The 20637-nt window shown below is 63.8% G+C and carries 17 protein-coding genes and 1 pseudogene; 6 read left to right on the top strand and 12 right to left on the bottom strand.

Features of this window, described 5'->3' with window-relative positions; all coding sequences use genetic code 11:
• Positions 1-24: 24 nt before the first annotated feature.
• The 3 genes from WJU18_RS00670 to WJU18_RS00660 form a co-directional block, all read right to left on the bottom strand.
• Positions 25-3261: an efflux RND transporter permease subunit gene (locus WJU18_RS00670; protein WP_423458259.1), complete on the bottom strand. Its 3237-nt coding sequence runs from the start codon at positions 3259-3261 to the stop codon at positions 25-27.
• Positions 3262-3366: 105 nt separating this feature from the next.
• Complete coding sequence (locus WJU18_RS00665) at positions 3367-4635, bottom strand: efflux RND transporter periplasmic adaptor subunit (RefSeq protein ID WP_423458258.1); 1269 nt, start codon at positions 4633-4635, stop codon at positions 3367-3369.
• A gap of 172 nt (positions 4636-4807) precedes the next feature.
• Positions 4808-5644, bottom strand: a complete 837-nt coding sequence (locus WJU18_RS00660; RefSeq protein WP_423458257.1) for an alpha/beta hydrolase — start codon at positions 5642-5644, stop codon at positions 4808-4810.
• Positions 5645-5819: 175 nt separating this feature from the next.
• On the opposite strand from WJU18_RS00660, the gene WJU18_RS00655 reads away from it, so the two are divergent.
• The 3 genes from WJU18_RS00655 to WJU18_RS00645 all read left to right on the top strand — a co-directional run bounded on the left by WJU18_RS00655 (position 5820) and on the right by WJU18_RS00645 (position 9298).
• A complete protein-coding gene (locus tag WJU18_RS00655) occupies positions 5820-6758 on the top strand; it encodes a LysR family transcriptional regulator (RefSeq protein WP_423458256.1) in 939 nt (312 codons plus the stop codon).
• A gap of 196 nt (positions 6759-6954) precedes the next feature.
• Positions 6955-8562 carry an FAD-dependent monooxygenase gene (locus WJU18_RS00650; protein ID WP_423458255.1) on the top strand — a complete coding sequence of 536 codons (1608 nt, stop codon included), beginning with the start codon at positions 6955-6957 and terminating at the stop codon, positions 8560-8562.
• A 4-nt stretch (positions 8563-8566) separates the two neighbouring features.
• Positions 8567-9298, top strand: a complete 732-nt coding sequence (locus WJU18_RS00645) for an SDR family NAD(P)-dependent oxidoreductase (protein WP_423458254.1) — start codon at positions 8567-8569, stop codon at positions 9296-9298.
• Between the two features lie 273 nt (positions 9299-9571).
• On the opposite strand, the gene WJU18_RS00640 is transcribed toward WJU18_RS00645, so the two are convergent.
• Positions 9572-10351, bottom strand: coding sequence for an ABC transporter permease (locus WJU18_RS00640; RefSeq protein ID WP_423458253.1), 780 nt, complete (start codon positions 10349-10351; stop codon positions 9572-9574).
• Entirely contained in the window at positions 10348-11166 is an 819-nt protein-coding gene (locus tag WJU18_RS00635; RefSeq protein WP_423458252.1) for an ABC transporter ATP-binding protein, read from the bottom strand. The genes WJU18_RS00640 and WJU18_RS00635 overlap by 4 nt, the downstream gene beginning before the upstream one ends.
• 117 nt (positions 11167-11283) lie before the next feature.
• On the opposite strand from WJU18_RS00635, the gene WJU18_RS00630 reads away from it, so the two are divergent.
• The 3 genes and pseudogenes from WJU18_RS00630 to WJU18_RS00620 all read left to right on the top strand — a co-directional run bounded on the left by WJU18_RS00630 (position 11284) and on the right by WJU18_RS00620 (position 14130).
• On the top strand, positions 11284-12018 hold the full coding sequence (locus WJU18_RS00630) for a GntR family transcriptional regulator (RefSeq protein ID WP_423458251.1): 735 nt from the start codon (positions 11284-11286) through the stop codon (positions 12016-12018).
• Between the two features lie 13 nt (positions 12019-12031).
• Positions 12032-13104 (top strand): annotated as a pseudogene (locus tag WJU18_RS00625) (ABC transporter substrate-binding protein).
• Positions 13105-13119: 15 nt separating this feature from the next.
• Positions 13120-14130: a Bug family tripartite tricarboxylate transporter substrate binding protein gene (locus WJU18_RS00620; protein WP_423458250.1), complete on the top strand. Its 1011-nt coding sequence runs from the start codon at positions 13120-13122 to the stop codon at positions 14128-14130.
• Between the two features lie 186 nt (positions 14131-14316).
• Here WJU18_RS00620 and WJU18_RS00615 read toward each other — a convergent pair whose 3' ends face one another.
• The 7 genes from WJU18_RS00615 to WJU18_RS00585 form a co-directional block, all read right to left on the bottom strand.
• Positions 14317-15201, bottom strand: coding sequence for an amidohydrolase family protein (locus WJU18_RS00615; protein WP_423458249.1), 885 nt, complete (start codon positions 15199-15201; stop codon positions 14317-14319).
• Between the two features lie 5 nt (positions 15202-15206).
• On the bottom strand, positions 15207-16136 hold the full coding sequence (locus WJU18_RS00610; RefSeq protein ID WP_423458248.1) for a VOC family protein: 930 nt from the start codon (positions 16134-16136) through the stop codon (positions 15207-15209).
• Between the two features lie 23 nt (positions 16137-16159).
• Positions 16160-17056: a fumarylacetoacetate hydrolase family protein gene (locus WJU18_RS00605; RefSeq protein WP_423458247.1), complete on the bottom strand. Its 897-nt coding sequence runs from the start codon at positions 17054-17056 to the stop codon at positions 16160-16162.
• Positions 17057-17061: 5 nt separating this feature from the next.
• On the bottom strand, positions 17062-17457 hold the full coding sequence (locus WJU18_RS00600) for a RidA family protein (RefSeq protein ID WP_423458246.1): 396 nt from the start codon (positions 17455-17457) through the stop codon (positions 17062-17064).
• Between the two features lie 50 nt (positions 17458-17507).
• On the bottom strand, positions 17508-18569 hold the full coding sequence (locus tag WJU18_RS00595) for an Ldh family oxidoreductase (protein WP_423458245.1): 1062 nt from the start codon (positions 18567-18569) through the stop codon (positions 17508-17510).
• 203 nt (positions 18570-18772) lie between these two features.
• Positions 18773-19183, bottom strand: coding sequence for a cupin domain-containing protein (locus tag WJU18_RS00590; RefSeq protein WP_423458244.1), 411 nt, complete (start codon positions 19181-19183; stop codon positions 18773-18775).
• A 469-nt stretch (positions 19184-19652) separates the two neighbouring features.
• Complete coding sequence (locus tag WJU18_RS00585; RefSeq protein ID WP_423458243.1) at positions 19653-20621, bottom strand: Bug family tripartite tricarboxylate transporter substrate binding protein; 969 nt, start codon at positions 20619-20621, stop codon at positions 19653-19655.
• Between the last annotated feature and the right edge of the window lie 16 nt (positions 20622-20637).

The following is a 20637-nucleotide window of genomic DNA, read 5'->3' as shown; positions in this document are numbered from 1 at the left end:
TTTCAACGCCTTGCCAACACACGTTCATTCGTCGTGTCCGCGCGGCGCGGCCAGCACCGGCTTCGCAGAGGCCATACCCGTGCCGCTAGCCGGTACGATGGGTTGCACATGCTGACCGTGGTGTTGGAGCGGCCGATTGCCCGCGAGCTTTCTGAGCAGCACGTAGAACACCGGCGTGAGGAACAGGCCGAAGGCGGTCACGCCAATCATTCCGGCGAACACCGCCACCCCCATGGCGCTGCGCATTTCCGCGCCGGCCCCCGTGGAAAGCACCAGCGGCAGCACGCCCATGATGAAGGCCATCGAGGTCATGAGGATCGGGCGCAGGCGCAAGCGGCTGGCTTCGATGGCGGCTTGCACCGGCGAGCGCCCCGCCAACTCCAGCTCGCGGGCAAACTCGACGATCAGAATGGCGTTCTTGGCCGACAGCCCCACCAGCACGATGAGCCCGATCTGGGTGAACACGTTGTTGTCGCCGTGTGAGAGCCATACGCCCGTCATGGCAGCCATCAAGCCCACGGGCACGATGAGCACGATCGCCAGCGGCAGGGTCAGGCTTTCATATTGGGCGGCCAGCACCAGGAACACCAGCAGGATGGCAAGCGGGAACATCAGCATGGCGGAATTGCCCGCGAGGATTTCCTGATAGGTCAGCTCGGTCCATTCGAAGCCGATGCCCTGAGGCAGCGTCTGGGCCGCGATACGTTCCACCGCCTCGCGTGCCTGGCCGGACGAGAAACCCGGCGCGGGGCCGCCATTCACGTCGGCCGTGAGGAAGCCGTTGTAGCGCATGGCGCGTTCCGGGCCAAAGCTCGGCTCGATCTTCATGAGCGCCGAAAGCGGCACCATCTCGCCTGTAGATGAGCGCACCTTGAGCTGCGCCACGTCCTCCGGCTTCGCGCGGAAAGCCGCATCGGCCTGCACGCGTACGCTGTAGGTCCGGCCAAACTTGTTGAAATCGTTCGCATAGAGGCTCCCCAGATAGATCTGCAGCGTCTCGAAGATGTCGGTCACCGGCACGCCAAGCTGGCGCGCCTTGGTGCGGTCGATGTCGGCATAGAGCTGCGGCACATTGACCTGCCAGCTCGTGAACAGGCCGGCGAGTTCGGGCGTCTGATAAGCCTTGGCCATGAAGGCCTTCACGGCCGCATCCATGGCCTCATAGCCGAGCGATGCGCGGTCCTCGATCTGCAGCTTGAAGCCGCCCGTGGTGCCCAGGCCGGCCACCGGCGGAGGGGGGAACATGGCAATGAAGGCGTCCTGTATTTGGCCGAAGGCCTGATTGAGCTGCCCCGCCACGGCCGCACCGCTTTGTTCCGCGCGCGTGCGCTCGGCAAAGGGCTTGAGCGTCACGAAGACGATGCCCGAGTTCGAACTGTTGGTGAAGCCGTTGATCGACAAGCCGGGAAAGGCGATCGCGTCCTCCACGTTCGGGTTCTTCTTGACGATTTCGCCCATGCGGCGGATCACATCATCGGTCCGGTCCAGCGTCGCGCCGTCGGGCAGTTGCGCGAAGCCGATGAGGTATTGCTTGTCCTGCATCGGAACGAAGCCGCCCGGCACCAGGTGGAACAGGCCCCAGGTCGCCCCCACAAGGGCCAGGTAGACCGCCATCGTTCCCGCCTTGCGGCCGATGACGCGGCGCACGCCACCGCTGTACGCTTCAGAGCCGCGATGGAACAGGCTGTTGAAGCGGCGGAAGAACCCGCCCAGCACACGGTCCATGCCCCGTGTGAGCGCGTCCTTGGGCTCATGGTGGCCCTTGAGCAATAGGGCGCTCAGCGCGGGCGACAGAGTGAGCGAGTTGATGGCCGAGATGACCGTGGAGATCGCGATGGTCACCGCGAACTGGCGGTAGAACTGGCCCGTCAGGCCGCTAATGAAAGCCAGCGGCACGAACACGGCCACCAACACCAGCGCAATCGCGATGATGGGGCCTGAAACTTCACGCATGGCCTGATAGGTGGCCTCGCGCGGACTCAAACCAGTCTCGATGTTGCGCTCCACGTTCTCGACCACCACGATGGCGTCATCCACCACGATACCGATGGCCAGCACCAGCCCGAACAGGCTCAATGCATTGATCGAGAAGCCAAGCAGGTGGAGCACCGCGAACGTGCCGACCACCGACACCGGCACCGCCAGCAGCGGAATGATGGAGGCGCGCCAGGTCTGCAGGAACAGGATCACGACGATCACCACCAGCGCCACCGCCTCGAGCAGCGTGTGCACCACTGAATCGATGGAGGCCTGCACGAACTGCGTCGGATCGTAGGCGATACGGTATTCCACGCCTTCAGGCATGTTCTTCTGCAGCTCGGCCATGGCCTTGCGCACGTTCCCGGAGATCTCGAGCGCGTTCGAACCAGGGGCCTGGAACACCCCCATGCCCACCGCGGGCTCATTGTTGAGCAGCGAGCGCAGCGAGTAGTCCGCCGCGCCCAGCTCCAGCCGGGCCACGTCGCGCAGCCGCGTCACGGCGCCATCCGCGCCCGTCTTCACGATGATGTCGCCAAACTCCTCGGTGCTGGTCAGGCGCCCCTGCGCATTCAGCGAAAGCTGCATGTCCACACCGGGCAAACCAGGCGAGGCGCCGATCACACCCGCGGCGGCCTGCACGTTCTGGCCACGGATGGCAGCCACCACGTCGCTGGCGGAAAGGCCTCGCTGGGCTACTTTCTGGGGGTCTAGCCAGGCACGCATCGAATAGTCGCCGCCGCCAAAGATCTGCACCTGTCCCACGCCCTGGATGCGCGCGAGCTGGTCCTTCACGTTGAGCACCGCGTAGTTGCGCAGATAGTCGATGTCGTAGCGGCCATTAGGCGAGACCATGTGCACGACCATGGTGATGTCGGGCGAGCTCTTCACGGAGGTCACGCCGAGCCGGCGCACTTCCTCGGGCAGGCGCGGTTCGGCCTGTGAGACGCGGTTTTGCACCAGCTGCTGCGCCTTGTCGGGATCGGTGCCGAGCTTGAAAGTGACGGTGAGCGTCATCACGCCGTCGGTCGTGGCCTGGCTGCCCATGTAAAGCATGCCCTCCACGCCGTTGATGGATTCTTCCAGCGGCGTGGCCACGGTTTCGGCGATCACCTTGGGGCTGGCGCCCGGATACTGCGCGCGCACCACGATCGAGGGCGGCACCACCTCGGGGTATTCCGAGATAGGCAACGCACGCATGGCCATCAGGCCCGAGAGGAAGATGAGCACCGACAGCACACCCGCGAAGATCGGGCGGTCGATGAAAAATCGGGAAAGGTTCATGGGAGTGTCCTGCCGGTCCTGAGTTTGTCGAAGGGTCGAAACCTCGCGCGGCGCTTCGACAGGCTCAGCGTGGAACGGTTTGATATTTTTGAAAGCAAGTAGGTATCAAGCGATAGGCTTTTTCTGGGTTGGCTGTGCCTGCGCAGTACCGCTGGATGTGCCGGAAGGGCCACCCGCGAGTTCGGTCTTGGCGCTCATCGGCACATCCTGCGGCGCGACCTCTACGCCGGGCCGCACGCGCTGCAGGCCATTGACCACGATGCGCTCGCCGGCCTTCAGCCCGCCGGTGACCACGCGCAAGCCGTTCACGGGCGCGCCCAGTTGCACCTCGCGATACTCGGCCTTGTTCCCCTCGCCGATCACCATCACGAACTTCTTGCTCTGATCCGTTCCCACGGCCCGCTCATTGATGAGCAGCGCCTGCTGGCTGTTCGGCTGGCCCATGCGGATGCGGGCGAACTGACCGGCCATGAGCGCGCCATCAGCGTTGTCGAACACGGCGCGCACGCGCACGGTCCCGCTCTTGGCATCGACCTGGTTGTCGATGAGTTGCAGATGCCCCGTGTAGGGGGTCGCGCCGCTCGTGCCGACGCCCATCTGCACCGGTATGCTTTCGATGAGCGCACGCGCGCTCTTGCCTTCCCGGAGGCTTTGCAGGGCCTTGGCCACAATCTGCTCATCCGCATCGAAGCTGGCGTACATGGGGTTCACGGATACCAGCGTGGTCAGCACCGGAGCGCCAGCCCCGGCGCTGACCAGGTTGCCCACGGTCACGTCCACGCGCCCCACCTTGCCGGCCACCGGCGCGCGAACCTGCGTGTAGCCCAGATTCAACCGGGCGGCCTGAAGCGCGGCCTGGGCGGCACGCAGGTTCGCATCGGCCTCGCGCTGGGCGTTCACGCGCTCGTCGAATTCCTTCTGCGCAATCGCACGCTCTTCCCAGAGGCGGGTGGCGCGCTCGGACTCGCTTTGCGTATAGGCCATGCGCGCCTTGGCGGCCACGACCTGTGCTTCGGCCCGATCAGCCTCCGCGGCATAGGGGGCGGGATCCACCGTGAACAGCAGATCGCCCGGCTTCACCAGCGCGCCTTCCTTGAAATGGACCGCTTGCACGGCTCCCGACACGCGCGGGCGCACGTCCACACGCTGAACGGCTTCGAGGCGGCCGGAGAACTCATCCCACAAGGTCACGTCCTGCTGCTGGACCCGTGCGGCGGAAACCGGCACCGCCGGCGCCGCGGCGTGTGGTGCGGGCGCTTCCGCATGCGAGGCTTGCAGGCCGAATACGGCACCGGCGGTGGCCGTCACGGCCACGGCAACGCCAGCGGCGGCCCACCAACGGCGACGGGCTGAAATTTTGGAGGTGTCGTTCATGGCGATGTCTTTAGTTCAAAGGTTGAAATCGGAAAAAACTCTCCCTGCGGCGGGCAAGGCTCATCCCTTCCGGCCCAAAGGCCTGGAATCGGATGGAAAGGAAAAAACGCGCCTTCGCCTGGCTCAGGCTGCCTCACGCACAGCGAGGCAACCTAGGCAAAACGCGGTCAGCTCAAGATCGACATCGGGTCGTCTCGAAGAAATGGCGCAGTTGCGTTTCCAGTTGAGCCGCACAGGGACAGCATTCGGGCTGCGGCTCCAACAGGGCCTCCGGCCACTGCCCGTCTTCCGTGAACACATGGCTGAAGACGGTCAATCCGGCCGCCTCCAGGCGTGCCGCATAGCGCAAGGCCTCATCGTGCATGGGGTCAGCCTGCGCCACGAGAATCAGCGTCGGCGGCAGCCCCGCCAGGCGAAGCGCTCCCGCAGGCACGGCGTAAGGGTGTTCGGCATCGTAAGAACCGCCCAGGTACTGGCGCCATCCCTCAGCCCACTTGCATTCGATGGACTCACCTCTTGCCGCCCGCTGCGAAGCCGTGCCCGCGCAGGGGTCGAGCATCGGCGAGATCAGGATCTGGCCGGCCAGCGGCGGGTGCATCTGATCGCGCGCCATCATGGTGACGCCCGCCGCGAGATTACCCCCGGCCTCCTCGCCAGCCAGATACAGCGGCGCGTCCTTTCCGGCCAGCTTGGTGCGCCGCTTGTAGGCCCACTGCAGCACGGCATAGCCCACCTCCAGCGGGCGGGGGAACGGATTTTCAGGCGCGAGCGGATAAGCTACCGACACGACGCACGCGCCGGCGGCGGCCAGTGCATGCCCCACGGTGTAGCCGCAATCAAGATCGCCGGCCACGAAGGCGCCGCCATGGAAATGCACCACGAGCGGCGCCACTTCGCCCCGCTTCTTGCTGCCATACAGGCGCACGCTGGCCTGCACGCCATCCGCCACCGCGATGGTGGTGTCGGCTTGAGGATCCATGGGCGATGCAGGTGCTTCGGTATTGGGCATGATGTCTCCGGACAAGGCCGGTTGATGAGATAAGAATGTAGCGGCGCCCATTGGAGGCATAAACCCCCTATACGCGGCCGCACTGTTTCCAATTCTTTAACAATGACGCCAGTATCTGCGTGTGAGAATCCCGCAACCCCGGCGAACCCTGGTTTCGCAAGGATAAGGAGATCCAATGGATCAGATTCAGGCCATGCGTATTTTCGCGCGGGTGGTGGAAGCAGGCACTTTCACACGAGCCGCCGATTCGCTGCTGATGCCCAAAGCCAGCATCACCAAGAACATTCAGGCGCTCGAGCAGCGCCTGCGCGTCAAACTGCTCAACCGGACCACACGCCGCGTCACCGTCACCGCCGACGGCGCGGCCTACTATGACCGCGCGGTGCGCCTGCTCGCCGACTTCGATGATCTCGAAGCCAGCGTCAGCCAGGCACGCACCACGCCCAGGGGCCGCCTGCGTGTCGATGTGGGAAGCACCACGGCACGTCTCATGGTGCTTCCTCATCTGGCGGAGTTCCAGTCACGCTATCCCGAGATAGAGATCGACCTGGGCGTGAGCGACCGCACCGTGGATCTCATCAGCGACAACGTGGATTGCGTCATCCGCGGAGGCGAACTGACCGATCAGTCGCTGGTGGCACGCCGCATCGGCAACCTGGAGTTCGTGACGGTCGCCACCCCCGAATACTTGGCACGCTATGGCATTCCCGCGCACCCGCGGGACCTCGAATCCGGCCATCATCGCAACGTGATCTTTTTCTCGCCAGTCTCCACACGGCGCTATCCGCTGGAGTTCCACAAGGATGGTGAAGTGATCGAGATCTCCAACCCTTCGCACCTCACTGTCAACGAAGGCAACGCCTATGTGACCGCCATTCTGGCGGGCCAGGGCATCGGGCAGGTCAGCCGCCTGCAGGCACAGGAATACTTCGACAACGGCCGGTTGCGGAACGTGCTGGAGGACTGGACGCAACCGCTCCTGCCCGTCTACGTGGTGTACCCGCCCAACTCCCACCTCAGCGCCAAGGTGCGTGCGTTCGTCGATTGGGTGGTGGAATTGTTCGCCAGGAATCCGCTGCTGCAGGGAAGAGCGCCAGCAGGCGGCCCGCGCTGATCCAGCCAGGGAAAACACCGCCGCCATGCCATGGCGCCACGGCGCACCTGCTTGCCGCCCGGAGCCCTTGACGGCATGAATCATCGTCTGATATATTACATGAGATTTGTGATGATATTAACATCATGGAACAGAGTGGGAGCGTGCCGGTCGGGGCTTATCCGCTTCCTGTAGTCTTCCGCCCTTCATCAGTCATATGAACGCAACTCAGTCTTCGGAATTGCCGGTAGCCATCGTTGGCGGTGGCCCTATCGGCCTGATCACCGCGCTAGGCCTTGCGTATTACGGTATCCGCTGCGTGGTTTTCGAGGAGGATACCCATCTTTCCCTGGATACCAAGGCAGGCACCATCCTGACCCGCACGCTCGAGATTTTCCGCCGCTATGGCGTCGCCGACGACGTACTGGCCAAGGCGCTGCGTGTCGATGAGATCGGAGAGATTGACCGCCGCTCCCAGAAATCCACTTTCCCTGTGCTGCTGGATGAGCTGGATGCGGAAACGCGCTATCCCTTCGTCATCAATCTGCCGCAGCAGGATCTGGAGCCCATCCTGGCGCAGGCCATCGAGCGCAACCCGTTGGTCGAGATCAAGATGCATCACCGGCTCGAGCGCTATGAAGACAAGGGCGGCCTGGTCACCCTGCATCTGCAGACACCGGACGGGCCAACCACGCAGGATGCCAGCTTTCTGCTAGCTTGCGACGGCGGGCGCAGCACGGTACGCACGCAAATGGGCATCCAGGTGGAGGGCATGTCGCTGCCGGTCAAGTATTCGCTGGTGGATCTGGTCGTGGATCTGGACAACGAAAACCCGCGCGACTATCCCTATCTGGCCTACTTCGCCGACCCTGAGGAGTGGATGATCCTGGTCAGGCACCCCCATTGCTGGCGTTTCCTCTACCCCTTGGCAGAAGGCGCCCAAGAGCCTTCGATCGAGGAGCTGCGCGACAAATCGCTGACCTTCATCGGCCAGGCCAGCAATGTTCAGGCCATCAACAAGGTCACTTACAACGTCCACCACCGTGTGGCTACCGAGTGGCGCCGCGGCCGTGTACTGCTGATGGGGGATGCCGCGCACCTCATCACGCCAATGTGGGCCCTGGGGCTGAACACGGGCGCACTGGACGCCTCCAACCTGCCGTGGAGGCTTTCCTGGTACCTGCGCGGCTGGGGCACCGAAGATATCCTGGATGGCTACGAGCGCGAGCAGCGGCCCCTGGCGGTGCATGGTTCGGGTGAAATGGCCGAGGCCGCCCGGCAGTCCATGGCCAAGCGCACCGACGCCATCACGGGCATGACGGACAACAACTGGGGCAACGCCTACACGCGGAGCCTGCTGGGAGTGAAGCTCGGCGTGGACCTGGATGCCGCCGACGGCGGTGGCTGGTCGATGGTGGTGACGGAAACCCGGCCGCCGGTCAAGCCGGGCATGCGCCTGCCTGACTATCTGGTGCACACGCCGGCGGGCCGGCAGGAGCACATCCACGACCTGTGCTCCGGCAAGTTCACCGCGCTGTACTTCAGCGACGCGCGCCGCAAGCCCGGCATCCCGCAAAGCAAATCGCCCGCGCTCAGCCACTATGTGGTCTCGCGCTGGGACGCCCCGCACGACAGCGGACTGCGCAACCGCAGCTTGCTGGATGCGGGCGACAAGCTGTTCAAGCGCATGGGTATTCCGGCGAACACGCTGGTGCTGGTCCGCCCGGACGAATATATTGCCGCGATCGTCCCCATGGACGGCAGCGAACACCAGGCGGCCGCGCTCTACGAAAGAATCACCGGCATGGCGCCTGCGAAAGATTAAGCACATGAACGTGACCTTCGACTTCACCAGCCGGTCCGTCCTCGTGGCCGGCGCAGCCTCGGGCATTGGCCGCTCCACGGCCTTGCGTTGCCTGGAAGCCGGCGCCACTGTCCTGGCGATGGACGTGGACGCCAGCGGGCTGGCGTCTCTTCCCCAGGATGGCCGCATGCTCACCGCCAAGGTAGACATCGCCGACCCCCGCGCGGTGCAGGCTGCCATTGATGACTTCGCGGGCAGGACGGGCCGCATCGATGGCGCCGTGCTGACCAGCGCCATCCAGAAACGCACGCCTATCGACGAGACGACGGATGCCGATTGGCAGCGCCATCTCGACGTCAATCTCTCCGGTATTTTCTACCTGGTGCGCGCGCTGTACCCGGTCATGAAACGCCAGCGCTCCGGCAGCATCGTGGCATTCACCTCAGGCTTAGCCAGCAACGGCTGGGCAGGAGCTGCAGCGTATGCCGCCACCAAGGCAGGCATTGTCGGCCTGGTGAAGTCCGCCGCGCTGGAGTTGCGCACCCATGGTGTGCGCATCAATGCATTGTCACCAGGCCTCGTGGCCACTCCCGTGTTTCTGAACTCCGCCAGCGAGGAAGAGCTGGCGATGTATGAGCGCACACTGGGCGTGTCTCAACCGGAAGAAGTCGCGGACACCCTGATGTACCTGCTCTCCGATATTGCAGCAGGCATCTCTGGAAACGTCGTGGAGCGCCGCCTGATCGCGAGAGCTTGAAGGCGTGATGGGAACCGTCCCTTTCAAAGCCTCCGTATCGTTTCTTGCATCGCCGCGCATGGACATCAGCGGGCCGTAAGAGGCCCGCTATTCCGGCGAGAGCCGAAATCCAAGGTCAGCGCTCCATTCACCGCAGTCGCTGGATTCCCGCCTGCGCGGGAATGACGGGGGAGAAACTGAAGGGTCCCTGGATATCCATGCCAAAAACCATCGAGCGCACCGATGGCCCGAGCGGGCACCCTCTCCCGCAGGCGGGAGAGGGAGTAAAAGCCCTCAATGCGCAGGCGGCGGTGGCGGCAGCCACGAGGCAATGGCCTTCTCGGCAAGGACGACGAAAAAGTAAGTCACCATCCCCAGAATCGAGAGCGCGAACAATGCCGCGAAAGCCAGCGGGGTATTGATCTGGGAAGTCGCACTGAGCAACAGAAAACCAAGCCCCTCGCTCGACCCCACAAACTCCCCAATCACAGCGCCAATGACCGCCAGCGTGACCGCCACCTTGGCGCCCGTCACCACGAAGGGAAGCGCTGCGGGGAAGCGCACCTTCGCGAAGACCTGCCAGCGGGACGCGCGCAGGCTGCGCGCCAACTCCAGCAACTCCTTGGGTGTGGCCTGAAGGCCGGCAGCTGTATCCACGAGGACCGGGAAAAACGCGACCAGCCAGGCGATGGCCAGCTTGGACTCCATCCCCGTGCCAAGCCAGACCAGCAACAGCGGCGCCAGCGCCACCTTGGGGACAGACTGCAGCGCGACCAACAGCGGATAGAACATGAGGTTGACCCAGCGGAAGGTCGACACAGCGACGGCCAAGGGAATACCCAGCAACAAGGCCAGAGCAAATCCGTAAAGCGTGGCCTTGAGCGTGATCCAGCCTTCGCTCATCAGTACCGCCCAGTTGTTTACAAGCGAACCGAACACCTGGCCCGGCGTCGGCAGAACAGCGGTGGGCAGCTTTCCGATGACGCAGATCGCCTCCCAAAGGGCGAGCATCAGGACGATGCCCACCGTGGGATACGCCACCCGGCGCAGGGTATCAGCGGTCTGTCGTTTCATTGCAGCGTCTCCTTCTTCGCCAGCAGCGCGCCGGTCTCCTCCGTGATGACCCCCAAAGCGATGCTGGCTTCACGCTCGGCAGCCTGGAATGCGCTCTCGTATCGCATGTGCCGCTTGCGGTCCCTGCCCAAGGCCGGTTCAATCTGGCAGGCCACGCGCGCGGGCCGCCGGCTGAAGACCAGCACCTTGTCGGCGAGATATACCGCCTCGGAGATGGAATGCGTCACAAACAGCACGGCGGCTCCTGTCTCGCGGCGGACCTCCAGCAGAAGGTCGTTCATATCGAGGCGCGTCAGTTCATCGAGCGCGCCGAAGGGTTCATCCATGAGCAGCAGCTTGGGTGCATGAATAAGCGCCCGGCAAAGGGAAACCCTCTGCTGCATGCCGCCTGAGAGTTGGTGCGGCCTGGAGTTCTCGAAGCCCGAGAGTCCAACGAGCGACAGCAGTTCGCCCGCGCGCTTGCGGGCCTTCGCATCGCTGCGATGCAGGACTTCCATGGGAAACAGCACGTTGTCCATGACGCTGCGCCACGGCATGAGTCCGGGCGCCTGGAATACGAAGCCGTAGTCGCCGTAAGGCCCGTCCACCTCGCGGCCCGCCACGCTGACCCGGCCCGCGGTCTTGGAGATCAGCCCCGCCACGATCCGCAGCAAGGTGGTCTTTCCGCATCCGCTCGGCCCCAGCAGCGAAACGAACTCCCCTTCCTCGAACGAGAATGTTGCTTCGTCGAGGGCGACGAGGTCTTCTCGGGCTGTCGGGCCCAGTTCGCTGGCTGGGAACACCTTGCGGGCCCTCTCGATAACGCCAAATGCCACGTAAAACTCCTTGGACAATTCAAGACTATGCTTTAGAGATATTTAGAGACTTTTCACGCCCGAGCTCTGCCCGGATCATTTACTATACCTTGTGATATATTATACAATATGTCAACGATGACACGTACCCCCGTTGTTGCCAAGAAGACGACCAAGCGCGCGGCGACGCAGCGCTCGGCATCGCCACGCGCCACAGCGGAAGTCACGCCCAAGAGCGGCATCTCCTTGACCCAGCAGGCGTATGACGCCATCAAGGAGAAAATCCTGTCGCTCGAGCTCCGCCCCGGCTTGTTCCTGAACGAGGCGGCCTTGTGCGAATCGACCGGCTTGGGCCGTATGCCCGTCCACCAGGCAATCCACCGCCTGCAGGCCGAGGGAATGATCGAGGTGATCCCGCGCAAGGGGCTCGTCATCCGGATGGACTCGATTCACGACATCGAGCTGGTGCTCGAAGCACGCATGGCGATGGAGCCCAACATCGTCGCGTTGGCGGCCGAGCGCATCGGGGACGAGCAGCTGGCAGAGCTGCGCAAGCTGCTGAAAGAATCGAAGGGCCTGCTCAACCAGAGCCAGCGCGATTCGTTCAGCCTGATCGACCGGGCGTTCCACCGCGTAGTGGCCGAAGGCTCCGGCAACAAATTTCTGGCCGACACCCTGCGTCCGCTGCATGAGCGCTCCGACCTGATGTGGCACCTGCGGATCATGCCGGCCGACGGCCTGGAGGTCACGCAGCAGGAACACGAGGCCGTTCTTCAAGCTCTCGTCGCACGCGACCCCAAGGCCGCGCGCAAGGCCATGCAGATTCACCTGGAGTCCCTGCACAGCCGGATTCTGAAGGCCTCCGGTTCATAAACGCTTGGCAGACATGGTGTTCCTCCTCGTTTGCCGGGCTTTTTCCCGCAGTCGTTTTTTCAAAGAGGAAGACCATGAAGCTACTAAAGTTCCTGACCGCCGCGCTGGCCTTGTCGTTGTTGACCGCCTTACCGGCGAAGGCTCAGAGCACCCCGGAGAGAAGGACGTCAAGTTCGCGCTTGACTTCATCCCGTTGGGCCGCCATGCGCCCTGGTACGTAGCCTTGGCGAAGGGGTACTTCAAGGAAGAGAAGCTGAACGTCTCGATCCTGCCGACCAAGGGCACCGCCGATGCGGTGCGCTACATCGAGTCGGGTTTGTCCGAATTCGGCTTCATCGACATTCCCAGCCTGGTGGCCAGCGGAAGCGGGGGTCTTCGGTGCGCATCGTCGCCAACAGCTATCAGAAGGCGCCCTACTGCGTCTTCAGCCTGGATCCCGGCGCCAACGTGACGAAGCCCCAGGACATGGCCGGGCTGGAAGTGGGCTCCAGCAGCGCGTCGTTCATGCCGCGCATCTTCGCCGCCTTCATGAAGATGAACCATGTGGATCCGTCCACGCTGAAGATCGTCAACATCGATGGCGCAGCCCGGGTTCCGATGCTGGTGTCCCGCAAGGTCCCCGCGATCGACCAGTTCCTGATGGGTGAGCCGTCCATCCGGCGGGCTGCGGCGGGCGCAACGCCCAAGTGCATGCTGCTGGCCGACTTCGGCCTCGATATCTACGCCAACAGCATCGGTGTCCGCGAAGATTTTCTCAAGGCCAATCCCGAGGCTGTCCGCGGGTTCGTCCGTGCGGCGCTGCGCGGATGGAAAGACGCGCTGGCCAACCCCGAGGAAGCCGCTCGCCTGCAAACCCAGTACATGAAAGCGCTCGACCCCGCGATCATCGCCGACGAGCTCCGCATCCTGCGCCGCATCGCCATCACGCCGGAAGTATCCGAGCAAGGCTTTGGCACTATCTCGCGCGAGAAGTTCAAGCGTACCTTCGACTTCATCAACCAGAACATCGAGGTGCCCGGCACACCGCTCAACCCGGACCGTGTGCTCGTGGAAGGTTTCCTGCCGAAACCCGCCATCAAGCCCTGATCGCTGGAGCCTGATGTGTCACCCGAATCGGAAGCCTCCGCTCGCCCGCTCAAGCGGCGAACCCTGCTTTCGCTGGCCGCGCTGGCGGGCACGCTGCCTATGTCCGTCCAGCCCAGCGCGGCCGCCACCTACCCCGCCAAACCGGTGAAACTGGTGGTGAGTTACCCCCCGGGAGGAACCGCCGATATGCTGGGGCGGATCATCGCCGACGGCCTGGCCAAGAAGCTCGGCCAGCCCTTCGTGATCGACAACCGGCCCGGCGCCAACGGCAACATCGGCGCCGATGCCGCCGCACGGAGCGCCAACGACGGCTACACCCTGCTGCTGACGGCACCAGGCCCGCTGGCCGTGAACGAGAGCCTTTTCACCTCGCTGCCGTTCAACCCCAAAACAGCGTTCGCCCCCATCACGCGGATCTGCACCGCGCCGTTGGTGCTGGTGGTGCCCTCCGCCTTGCCAATCCACAACGTGAGCGAGCTGCTCGCCTATGCCAAGGCCCACCCGAAGGCAACTTCCTATGCCTCCCAGGGCATCGCCTCAAGCGGTCACCTGGCTATGGAGCTGCTGAAAACCAGCACCGGGTTGCAGGCCGTTCACGTGCCGTACAAAGGGGCAGCGCCCGCACTGGCCGACCTTGTGGGCGGGCAGGTGACCATGATGTTCGACAACATCTCGTCCAGCCTTCCCCACGTCAAGACAGGGGCCTTGCGCGCCATCGCGGTGGCCGAGCCCAAGCGCCTGAAGGTGCTGCCCGGCCTCCCCACAGTGGCGGAATCCGGCGTGCCGGGCTTCGAGGCCACGCCGTGGTTCGGACTGGTGGCACCAGCGGGAACGCCCAAGGCGATCGTGGAGGCGCTCTACGCCGATATCAACGAGATTCTTCGCGCGCCTGGAGTGGCCTCGAAGCTCGAGCAGATGGGCGTGGAAGTGGCCAGCGACCGGCCGGAAGAGTTCGCCCGCATCATCGCGAGCGAAAGAGTCAAGTGGCAGGAGGTTGTCAAGCGCTCCGGGGCCAAGGCCGAGTAAGAGGCAAGAGGTGGCACCTCTGAACCGCGTAGGCGGGAATCCAGCGCAGCCGATGAACGCCCCTGGATTCCCGCCTGCGCGGGGCGGGCCATCCGGGAATGACGAGAGGAGAGAGGTAGGGGGCCCCAGGCCCTGCCTGGCTCCGGTTCGGCCAGGGCGCGCCGCGCCTGGCCTGCTTCGGGGCAGTTACGTTCCAGGTTGCTCAATTCCCATGGGAAACGGCCAATCCGATCCGAAGAGCAGCTTGTCTTCCCCCAGCACCTCCCTGGCAAGACGAAGCATCGAGGGGTGGTGGGCAATGCCGTCCGCATAGAACCTGCGGGCCGCCTGAAGCGGTGGCTCCAGGGCCCGATCGACCCCAGGCCGTTCGGTGTCGAAACCGCGCTGCATTCTGCCCACCAGCGCGGTGAACATGCCGCCCGCGTGGGCCAGGCAAAAACGGATGCGGGGAAACTGCGCTGGAATACCGCCCATGACCAGCTGCGCGGCCGCGACCGCGGTCTCGTAGGGATTGCCCACCAGGTTCTCAAGATAGAACTGCGACAGACGTTCGTCCCGGCAAGCCCCCGGGTGCAGGAAGACAAAGCTGCCACGCTCGTTCATCCATGCCCAGAGAGGCTGATAGCACGCATGCGCGTATTCAATGGCAGGGTGCCCGCCCGCGGCCAGCGCCACGCCTTCGAACGCGGCGGCAGCCTCGAAGTCCTGCAACAGCGGGGCCAGGAGGCTCGCGTTTTCCAGGGGAAGGTAGAAAAGCGCGCCAAGGCGGCCGCCGCTGGCCTGGCAGACCGACAACAGCTCTTCGTTGAGATAGCGCACCCAGGCCAGCGCCGCCTCCGGCGCCAGGTTCTGGCGGTAGGCTGGGGGAGGCACGGAAACCAAGGCCCGGCGTACGTCATGGCGGTCCATCCAGGCGACGAGGCGTTCCGGCTCGAAAAGCGCCTTCATGCCCACCTTGTGCCCGTCGAGCACGAGGGCCTTGTCCTCAGGCTTCCACTGCACTCCGGGCAGCTCTTGCAGCCGCCCGGCATTGATGGGCACCAGGTGGGTGTGGACGTCCAGCTCGATCATGGTCTTTACTTGGGTTCGAGGTTGGCGTTCATTTCCTTGCCCCAGAACTCCGGAGCCCATTGAGGCCAAATGTACGGCAGGTCATTCCAGTCCTTGGACACCCAGGCCTCGCTGATCTTGTCCATGTCGGTGTAGTACTCGACCCAGCTGCCCCAGGGATCCCGCGTGTAGTGAAACAGGTTCGACGCCAGCGCATGCCTGCCCACGCCGAAGCCTTCCTTGTACCCGGCCTTGTGCATCTGCAATCCGCCCAGCCCGATCTGGTCCAGGGAATCCACGTGAAAGCTGCCGTGCTGGAAGCCGCGGTGCGTGTCCTTGATGAGGCCGAAGCAGTGGTGATCGCGCACCCCCGTACCGCCGGACAGGAAAGACACCTTCCCCGCTGCGCGGTCGGCCACACGAAGGCCCAGCGCCTGGCAGAAGAACGCTTCGGATTTTTCCCAATCCTGCGTGAAGATCAGCACGTGCCCGAGTTTGTTGGGCTTGACCGGATCGCGCAGATCCTGCCAGTAGTGCCGGTCCACGCGGGGAACCGCCACCATCGGCGGCTTCTCGATCACCGCCCAGGGCGCCACGGGGACCAGGTTGATCCAGGTGCCCCAGGGATCCTGGAACCACAGACCGTCGCGGATCGCGCCGAAAGGCGGCTTGACCGTAGCCACCCCCATCTTGCGCAGATGCTCCTCAAAGCCGGAGAGGTCTTCGGGCCGGATCGCGAACGACAGATGATGCAGGCGCTTTTGCGTTCCGCCCTTCAGCACTACGATCTCGGCAGGACCGGAAGAGGCCAGGCTTCTTCCGCTCAGCATGTGCAGCGCGCTACCGGGGTGCTGGGCATTCAGGCCGAAGGCACCGAAGAATTGCTCGGCGACGGCGACGTCCGGCACCTCAAGGCCGTATCCGGCCAGATGCTGTACGCGTAGTGTGTTGTCCATGGGAACCCCTCTTCACTTCCAATTCAAGCTTCGTACGCGGAGAGCGGCGTCTTGCGCATGCGGTTGCGCAGCTCGCCCAGGCCAGAGCCCCGTACGATCATCTCATCGCCATCGGCCAGGTACACCGGAGGGGTGCGCGCATTGCCGATGCCGCTGGGTGTGCCGGTCAGCAGCACATCACCGGCATGCAGTGTCATGCCGAAGGACAGCTCCGAAATCAACTCGTCGATGGGAAACGCCATCTGAGAGGCCGTCGCCTGCTGCATGCGCTGACCGTTCAGGTCCAGCTCAAGCTGCACCGCGGGCAGATCGATTTCGTCGCGCGTGACGATCCAGGGGCCCAGGGGCGTGCCTGTGTCGATGCTCTTGCCCTTGAACCACTGGGCGCCATGGCGCCGCTGCAGATCGCGCTGCGACATGTCGTTGGCAAGGCAATACCCGAACACATGCTCGAGCGCACGCTCCCTGGGAATGCTCCGGCCGGTCTTGCCGATGATCAGCACGATCTCGGCCTCGTAGTCCCACTTGGCGGAGATCTGCGGATCGTAGGCGACGTCATCGTACGGACCGATGATGGCACCCGGGGCCTTGGTAAAGAACGTGGGCGCCACGGGCTTGGGCACGTCCTGGCCTTCGCGCTTGCCTTCGCTTTCGTAGAAGTGATCCCAATAGTTCCAGCCCGTGCACAGCACGTCGCGGCGGAAGCGGCGGATCGGCGCGAGCACCTGCACCTCGGACAACTCGAAGCGTTCCGCATGGGGGGCCTGCACAGCGGTCCGCACGGCCTGCAGGCCTGCTTCGCCCTGCTCGATGATCGAGACCAGATCCCCGAGCGCCACGGGCAGCAGAACGCCCGCGGCGGCTTCGGTCAAGCAGGCCGTTCGCTCATTCCCCCCGGCTTTGACAGTTCCAAGTTTCATGATGCTCAGTCAGGAATGACGGCGATGGCGCTGATCTCGATGAGGTATTCAGCCGAAACCATCTTGGATACTTCGACCATGGTGGAAGCCGGCAGCGGATTTTCAAAGTACTCCGCGCGCACCTTGTGGATTATGGGGAAGTGCTCGATGTTGCGCACGTAGACATCCACCCGGCAGATGTCCTTGAGAGTACCCCCGCCAGCCTCGACGGCCGCCTTCAGGTTCTCGCACACTTGCCTGGTTTGCGCCTCGACGTTGCCGATGCCCGTGATGCTGCCGTCCTTGGCACGCGCCGTCATACCGGAGATGAACAGCAGCTTGCCTTTGGCTTCGATCATCGTCGCTTGGGAGAAATGTCCGTTGGGCACGGCAAGCTCGGGGGAAGTGATCTGGACTTTCATGAAAATACTCCTTGAATAAGCGGTAATGAACGGGAATACGTGGTGTGGGGTTACTGGGCTTCCAAGCGCGCGGCAACGCCGGTTTGCTCAGCCAGTTGATTGAGGCTCTTGATCACGTCATCGGGCAGCGTGCAATGCTCGCCATTGCCGGCACGCCGGGCGCGCTCGAGGTCGCCGGGGGCATAGATGCGATCGGTCCCTGGGGCCTTCTTCGAATCCCGGATGCTCTGGGCAAACGCCGAGACTGCAGCCCCAATTCCCGCGCCTGCGCCCACGCTCGCGGCATTGATCGCGATGAACATATGGGCGCAGCCATAAGGCTGGCTCAGATCGCCGTAGAGAGGCCTCACAGCCGCACCCACCGCGCCGCCCGACAGGGCTCCGCACAGCAGATCGATCGCCACCGCCAATCCGAACCCCTTGGGACCAGCCGCGGGCAGCAGCATGCCGTTGATGGCGTCCGTGGGCGAGGTCGTGGAATTGCCCTGGGCGTCCACGGCCCATCCCGCGGGGATAGGGTTTCCCGCGGCCTCGGCCAGGCGGATCTTGCCCATCGCGGTGGCGCTCATCGCCATGTCGACCACGATCGGTTCGCCGCTGGCGGCCGAAGGAAAGGCGATCGACATCGGGTTGTTGCCGACCACGCGCTCGGCCCCGCCTGGTGCCGGCATGAGCGGGCGGGTATTGGAAAAGGCAAAGCCGATCATGCCGGCAGCGGCCATCCGGCGCGCCCAGAACGCCGCGGTGCCAAAATGGAAGGCATCCCGCACGGCCACGGCAGCCACGCCATGCACGCGTGCGCGCTCCAGCACCAGATCCACGGCCATACCCGAGGAAACCTGCCCCAGGGCACCATGGGCCGCCATTACCAGCAACCCGCCATGATCCTCGGCAATCTCCGGTACGGCCAGGGCATTGACACTGCCGGCACGCAGACGCTCCAGATACATGGGCACCAGGGCCACGCCGTGCGAAGCCACGCCTTCCTGGTCGGCGCTCACGAGCGATTGCGCCACCAGCCGCGCGCCATCCTCCGGCACGCCCTTGGCCTGGAAAAGCAGCCCGACCAGTTGCGTCAGCGCGGTGGCATCAATGGATGAAGTTTGGCTCATGTCAACCCCTTCAGAACGTGTCTACGATCTCGGCGCGAGGACCGTTGTGATCGAAAAATGGTGGATGCAAGCGGTGCGCCGATGCGACGCAAACCGCACGGATACCGATTGGTATCGCGTGGATTTGCGCGGCCGGCATAGGCAACGCGGCAGACGCGGTTTCTCGGGCGCAAGGGGCCCGCGAGGAGATCGCAAACACGTTCTCAATGCGCGTCGCGCTCGTCCGTGTACCAATCGGGCTTCTGGGGATAGTGGGGGCCATCGTAGATTTCCACCACCACGGTCTCCTCGTGCGCCAACGTGGGGCCGTGCACGTTGCCCTTCGGGTTGCAGTAGAACGAGCCCGCCACCAAGGTCACGCCGGTCGAGGTGTATTCGTATTTGCCGTTCAGGCAGAACATGAACTGATTGGAGGCATGCGAATGCGGCTGAGGGATGCTGGCTCCCTTCGCGAACTTGATCAGTGCGATCGAGGCCCCCGTCGCCTCATCGCGCCAGAGCATTTTCTCGGACACGCCTTTCAACGACTTCTCGCGCCACTCCAATTCATTGGTCTGCAGGAGAAGTTCAGCCAGCGGAGGTGCTCCGGCGATCTTGGCGGTAGGACTGGACATGGTTGGGGCTTCCTGATTGAGCCAACTGCCCAGGGGGATCCGGGGCGGCCGCTTTAGTACTAGTTCACATGATATATTACACAGTATACCTGAAACCACAAGACCCATCCGTGCGGGCCGGGTATAGGTGATGCAGCAGGACATCCTGCGAGGGCGCTTACGGCAGCCGATTTGTTCGCCGCTTCGCAGGGTGGGCATTCATGCCCACGCGGCAGACCTCACTCCGGTGTTTGACGTGCGCATGGGGTTGCCAATAGGCAACAAGCTGGCCGAGCGGTTTTGAGCACGATGCCAGGCTTCGTTGGCATGCGCTCTTGCAGGAACGGCTTCAGAAAGTGTCGCAAAAGCTCCCGCTGTCATTCCCTGATGGCGCTTACTCAATGCAAAGCAACCGCTTCGATAGGTCCCGGTGTAGGAGCGGCGTTAGCCGCTCCTACAAAACGAGGTCCCTAAGTAAATGCCATCCGCCTCAATCCAGCTTCAACCCCATCTTGGCCGTCAACTGGCCGAAGCGGTCGATGTCATCCCATACGAGCTTCTTGAAAGCTTCAGGCGAATCGGAAGCCGTGACATACAGCAGCTGCGTCATGCGTTCCTTGATTTCCTTGCTCTGCACGATGGCAGCGATGTCGGCATTGAGTTTGTCCACCACGGCTTTCGGCGTGTGGGCCGGCGCCAGGAAGCCGTGCCATTGGTCGAGTTCATAGCCCGGATGCCCCTCCTCTGCCACCGTCGGCACCGCGGGCAGGAACGGTGAGCGAATCTTGGACGTCACGGCCAATGCGCGCGCCTTGCCAGAGGTGATGTAAGGCATGGCCGAAGAGGCCGTGACGATGGCCATGCTCACCTGCTGGCCCAGCAGGTCAGTCAGGGCTGGGCCGCAACCGCGATAGGGCACGTGCTGCAGCTTGACGTGGCTGTCGACCGCCAGCATCTCGCCGGCCAGGTGCTGAGGCGTACCGTTGCCGCAGGAGCCGAAGGTCACCTGGCGCCCGGCCTTGGCCACGGCCAGCGCATCCTTGAGGGTCTGGAATGGCGAATCGGGCGGCACTAGGAATACCGAGGGCACATAGGCGACGTTGATCACCGGCGTGAAATCGTTCTTGGGATCGAAGGGCAGCTTGCGGAATACGCTCGGGTTGACGGCGAACGAGCTGTTGACCATCAGCAGCGTGTAGCCGTCTGCCGGGCTGCGCGCCACGACCTGCGCGCCGATATTGCCGCTGGCGCCGGCACGGTTTTCCACCACCACGGTCTGTTTCCAGTTCTTCTGCAGCTCGGTGCCGATCAGCCGTGCCAGCAGATCGGTGCCGCCGCCAGGCGGAAAGGTCACGATGAGGGTAACCGGTTTGTCCGGATACTCGGCGGCCAGCGCCGGAATGGGCGAAAACGCGGCCAGCACGGCCAGGCATGCGAACAAACGTCGGATCGGCTTCATGTAAGACCTCCTGCAA

This window comes from Ottowia sp. VDI28 (genome assembly GCF_049532675.1).
Lineage (GTDB): Bacteria > Pseudomonadota > Gammaproteobacteria > Burkholderiales > Burkholderiaceae_C > Ottowia.
This window is presented reverse-complemented; position numbering and strand designations above follow the sequence as displayed.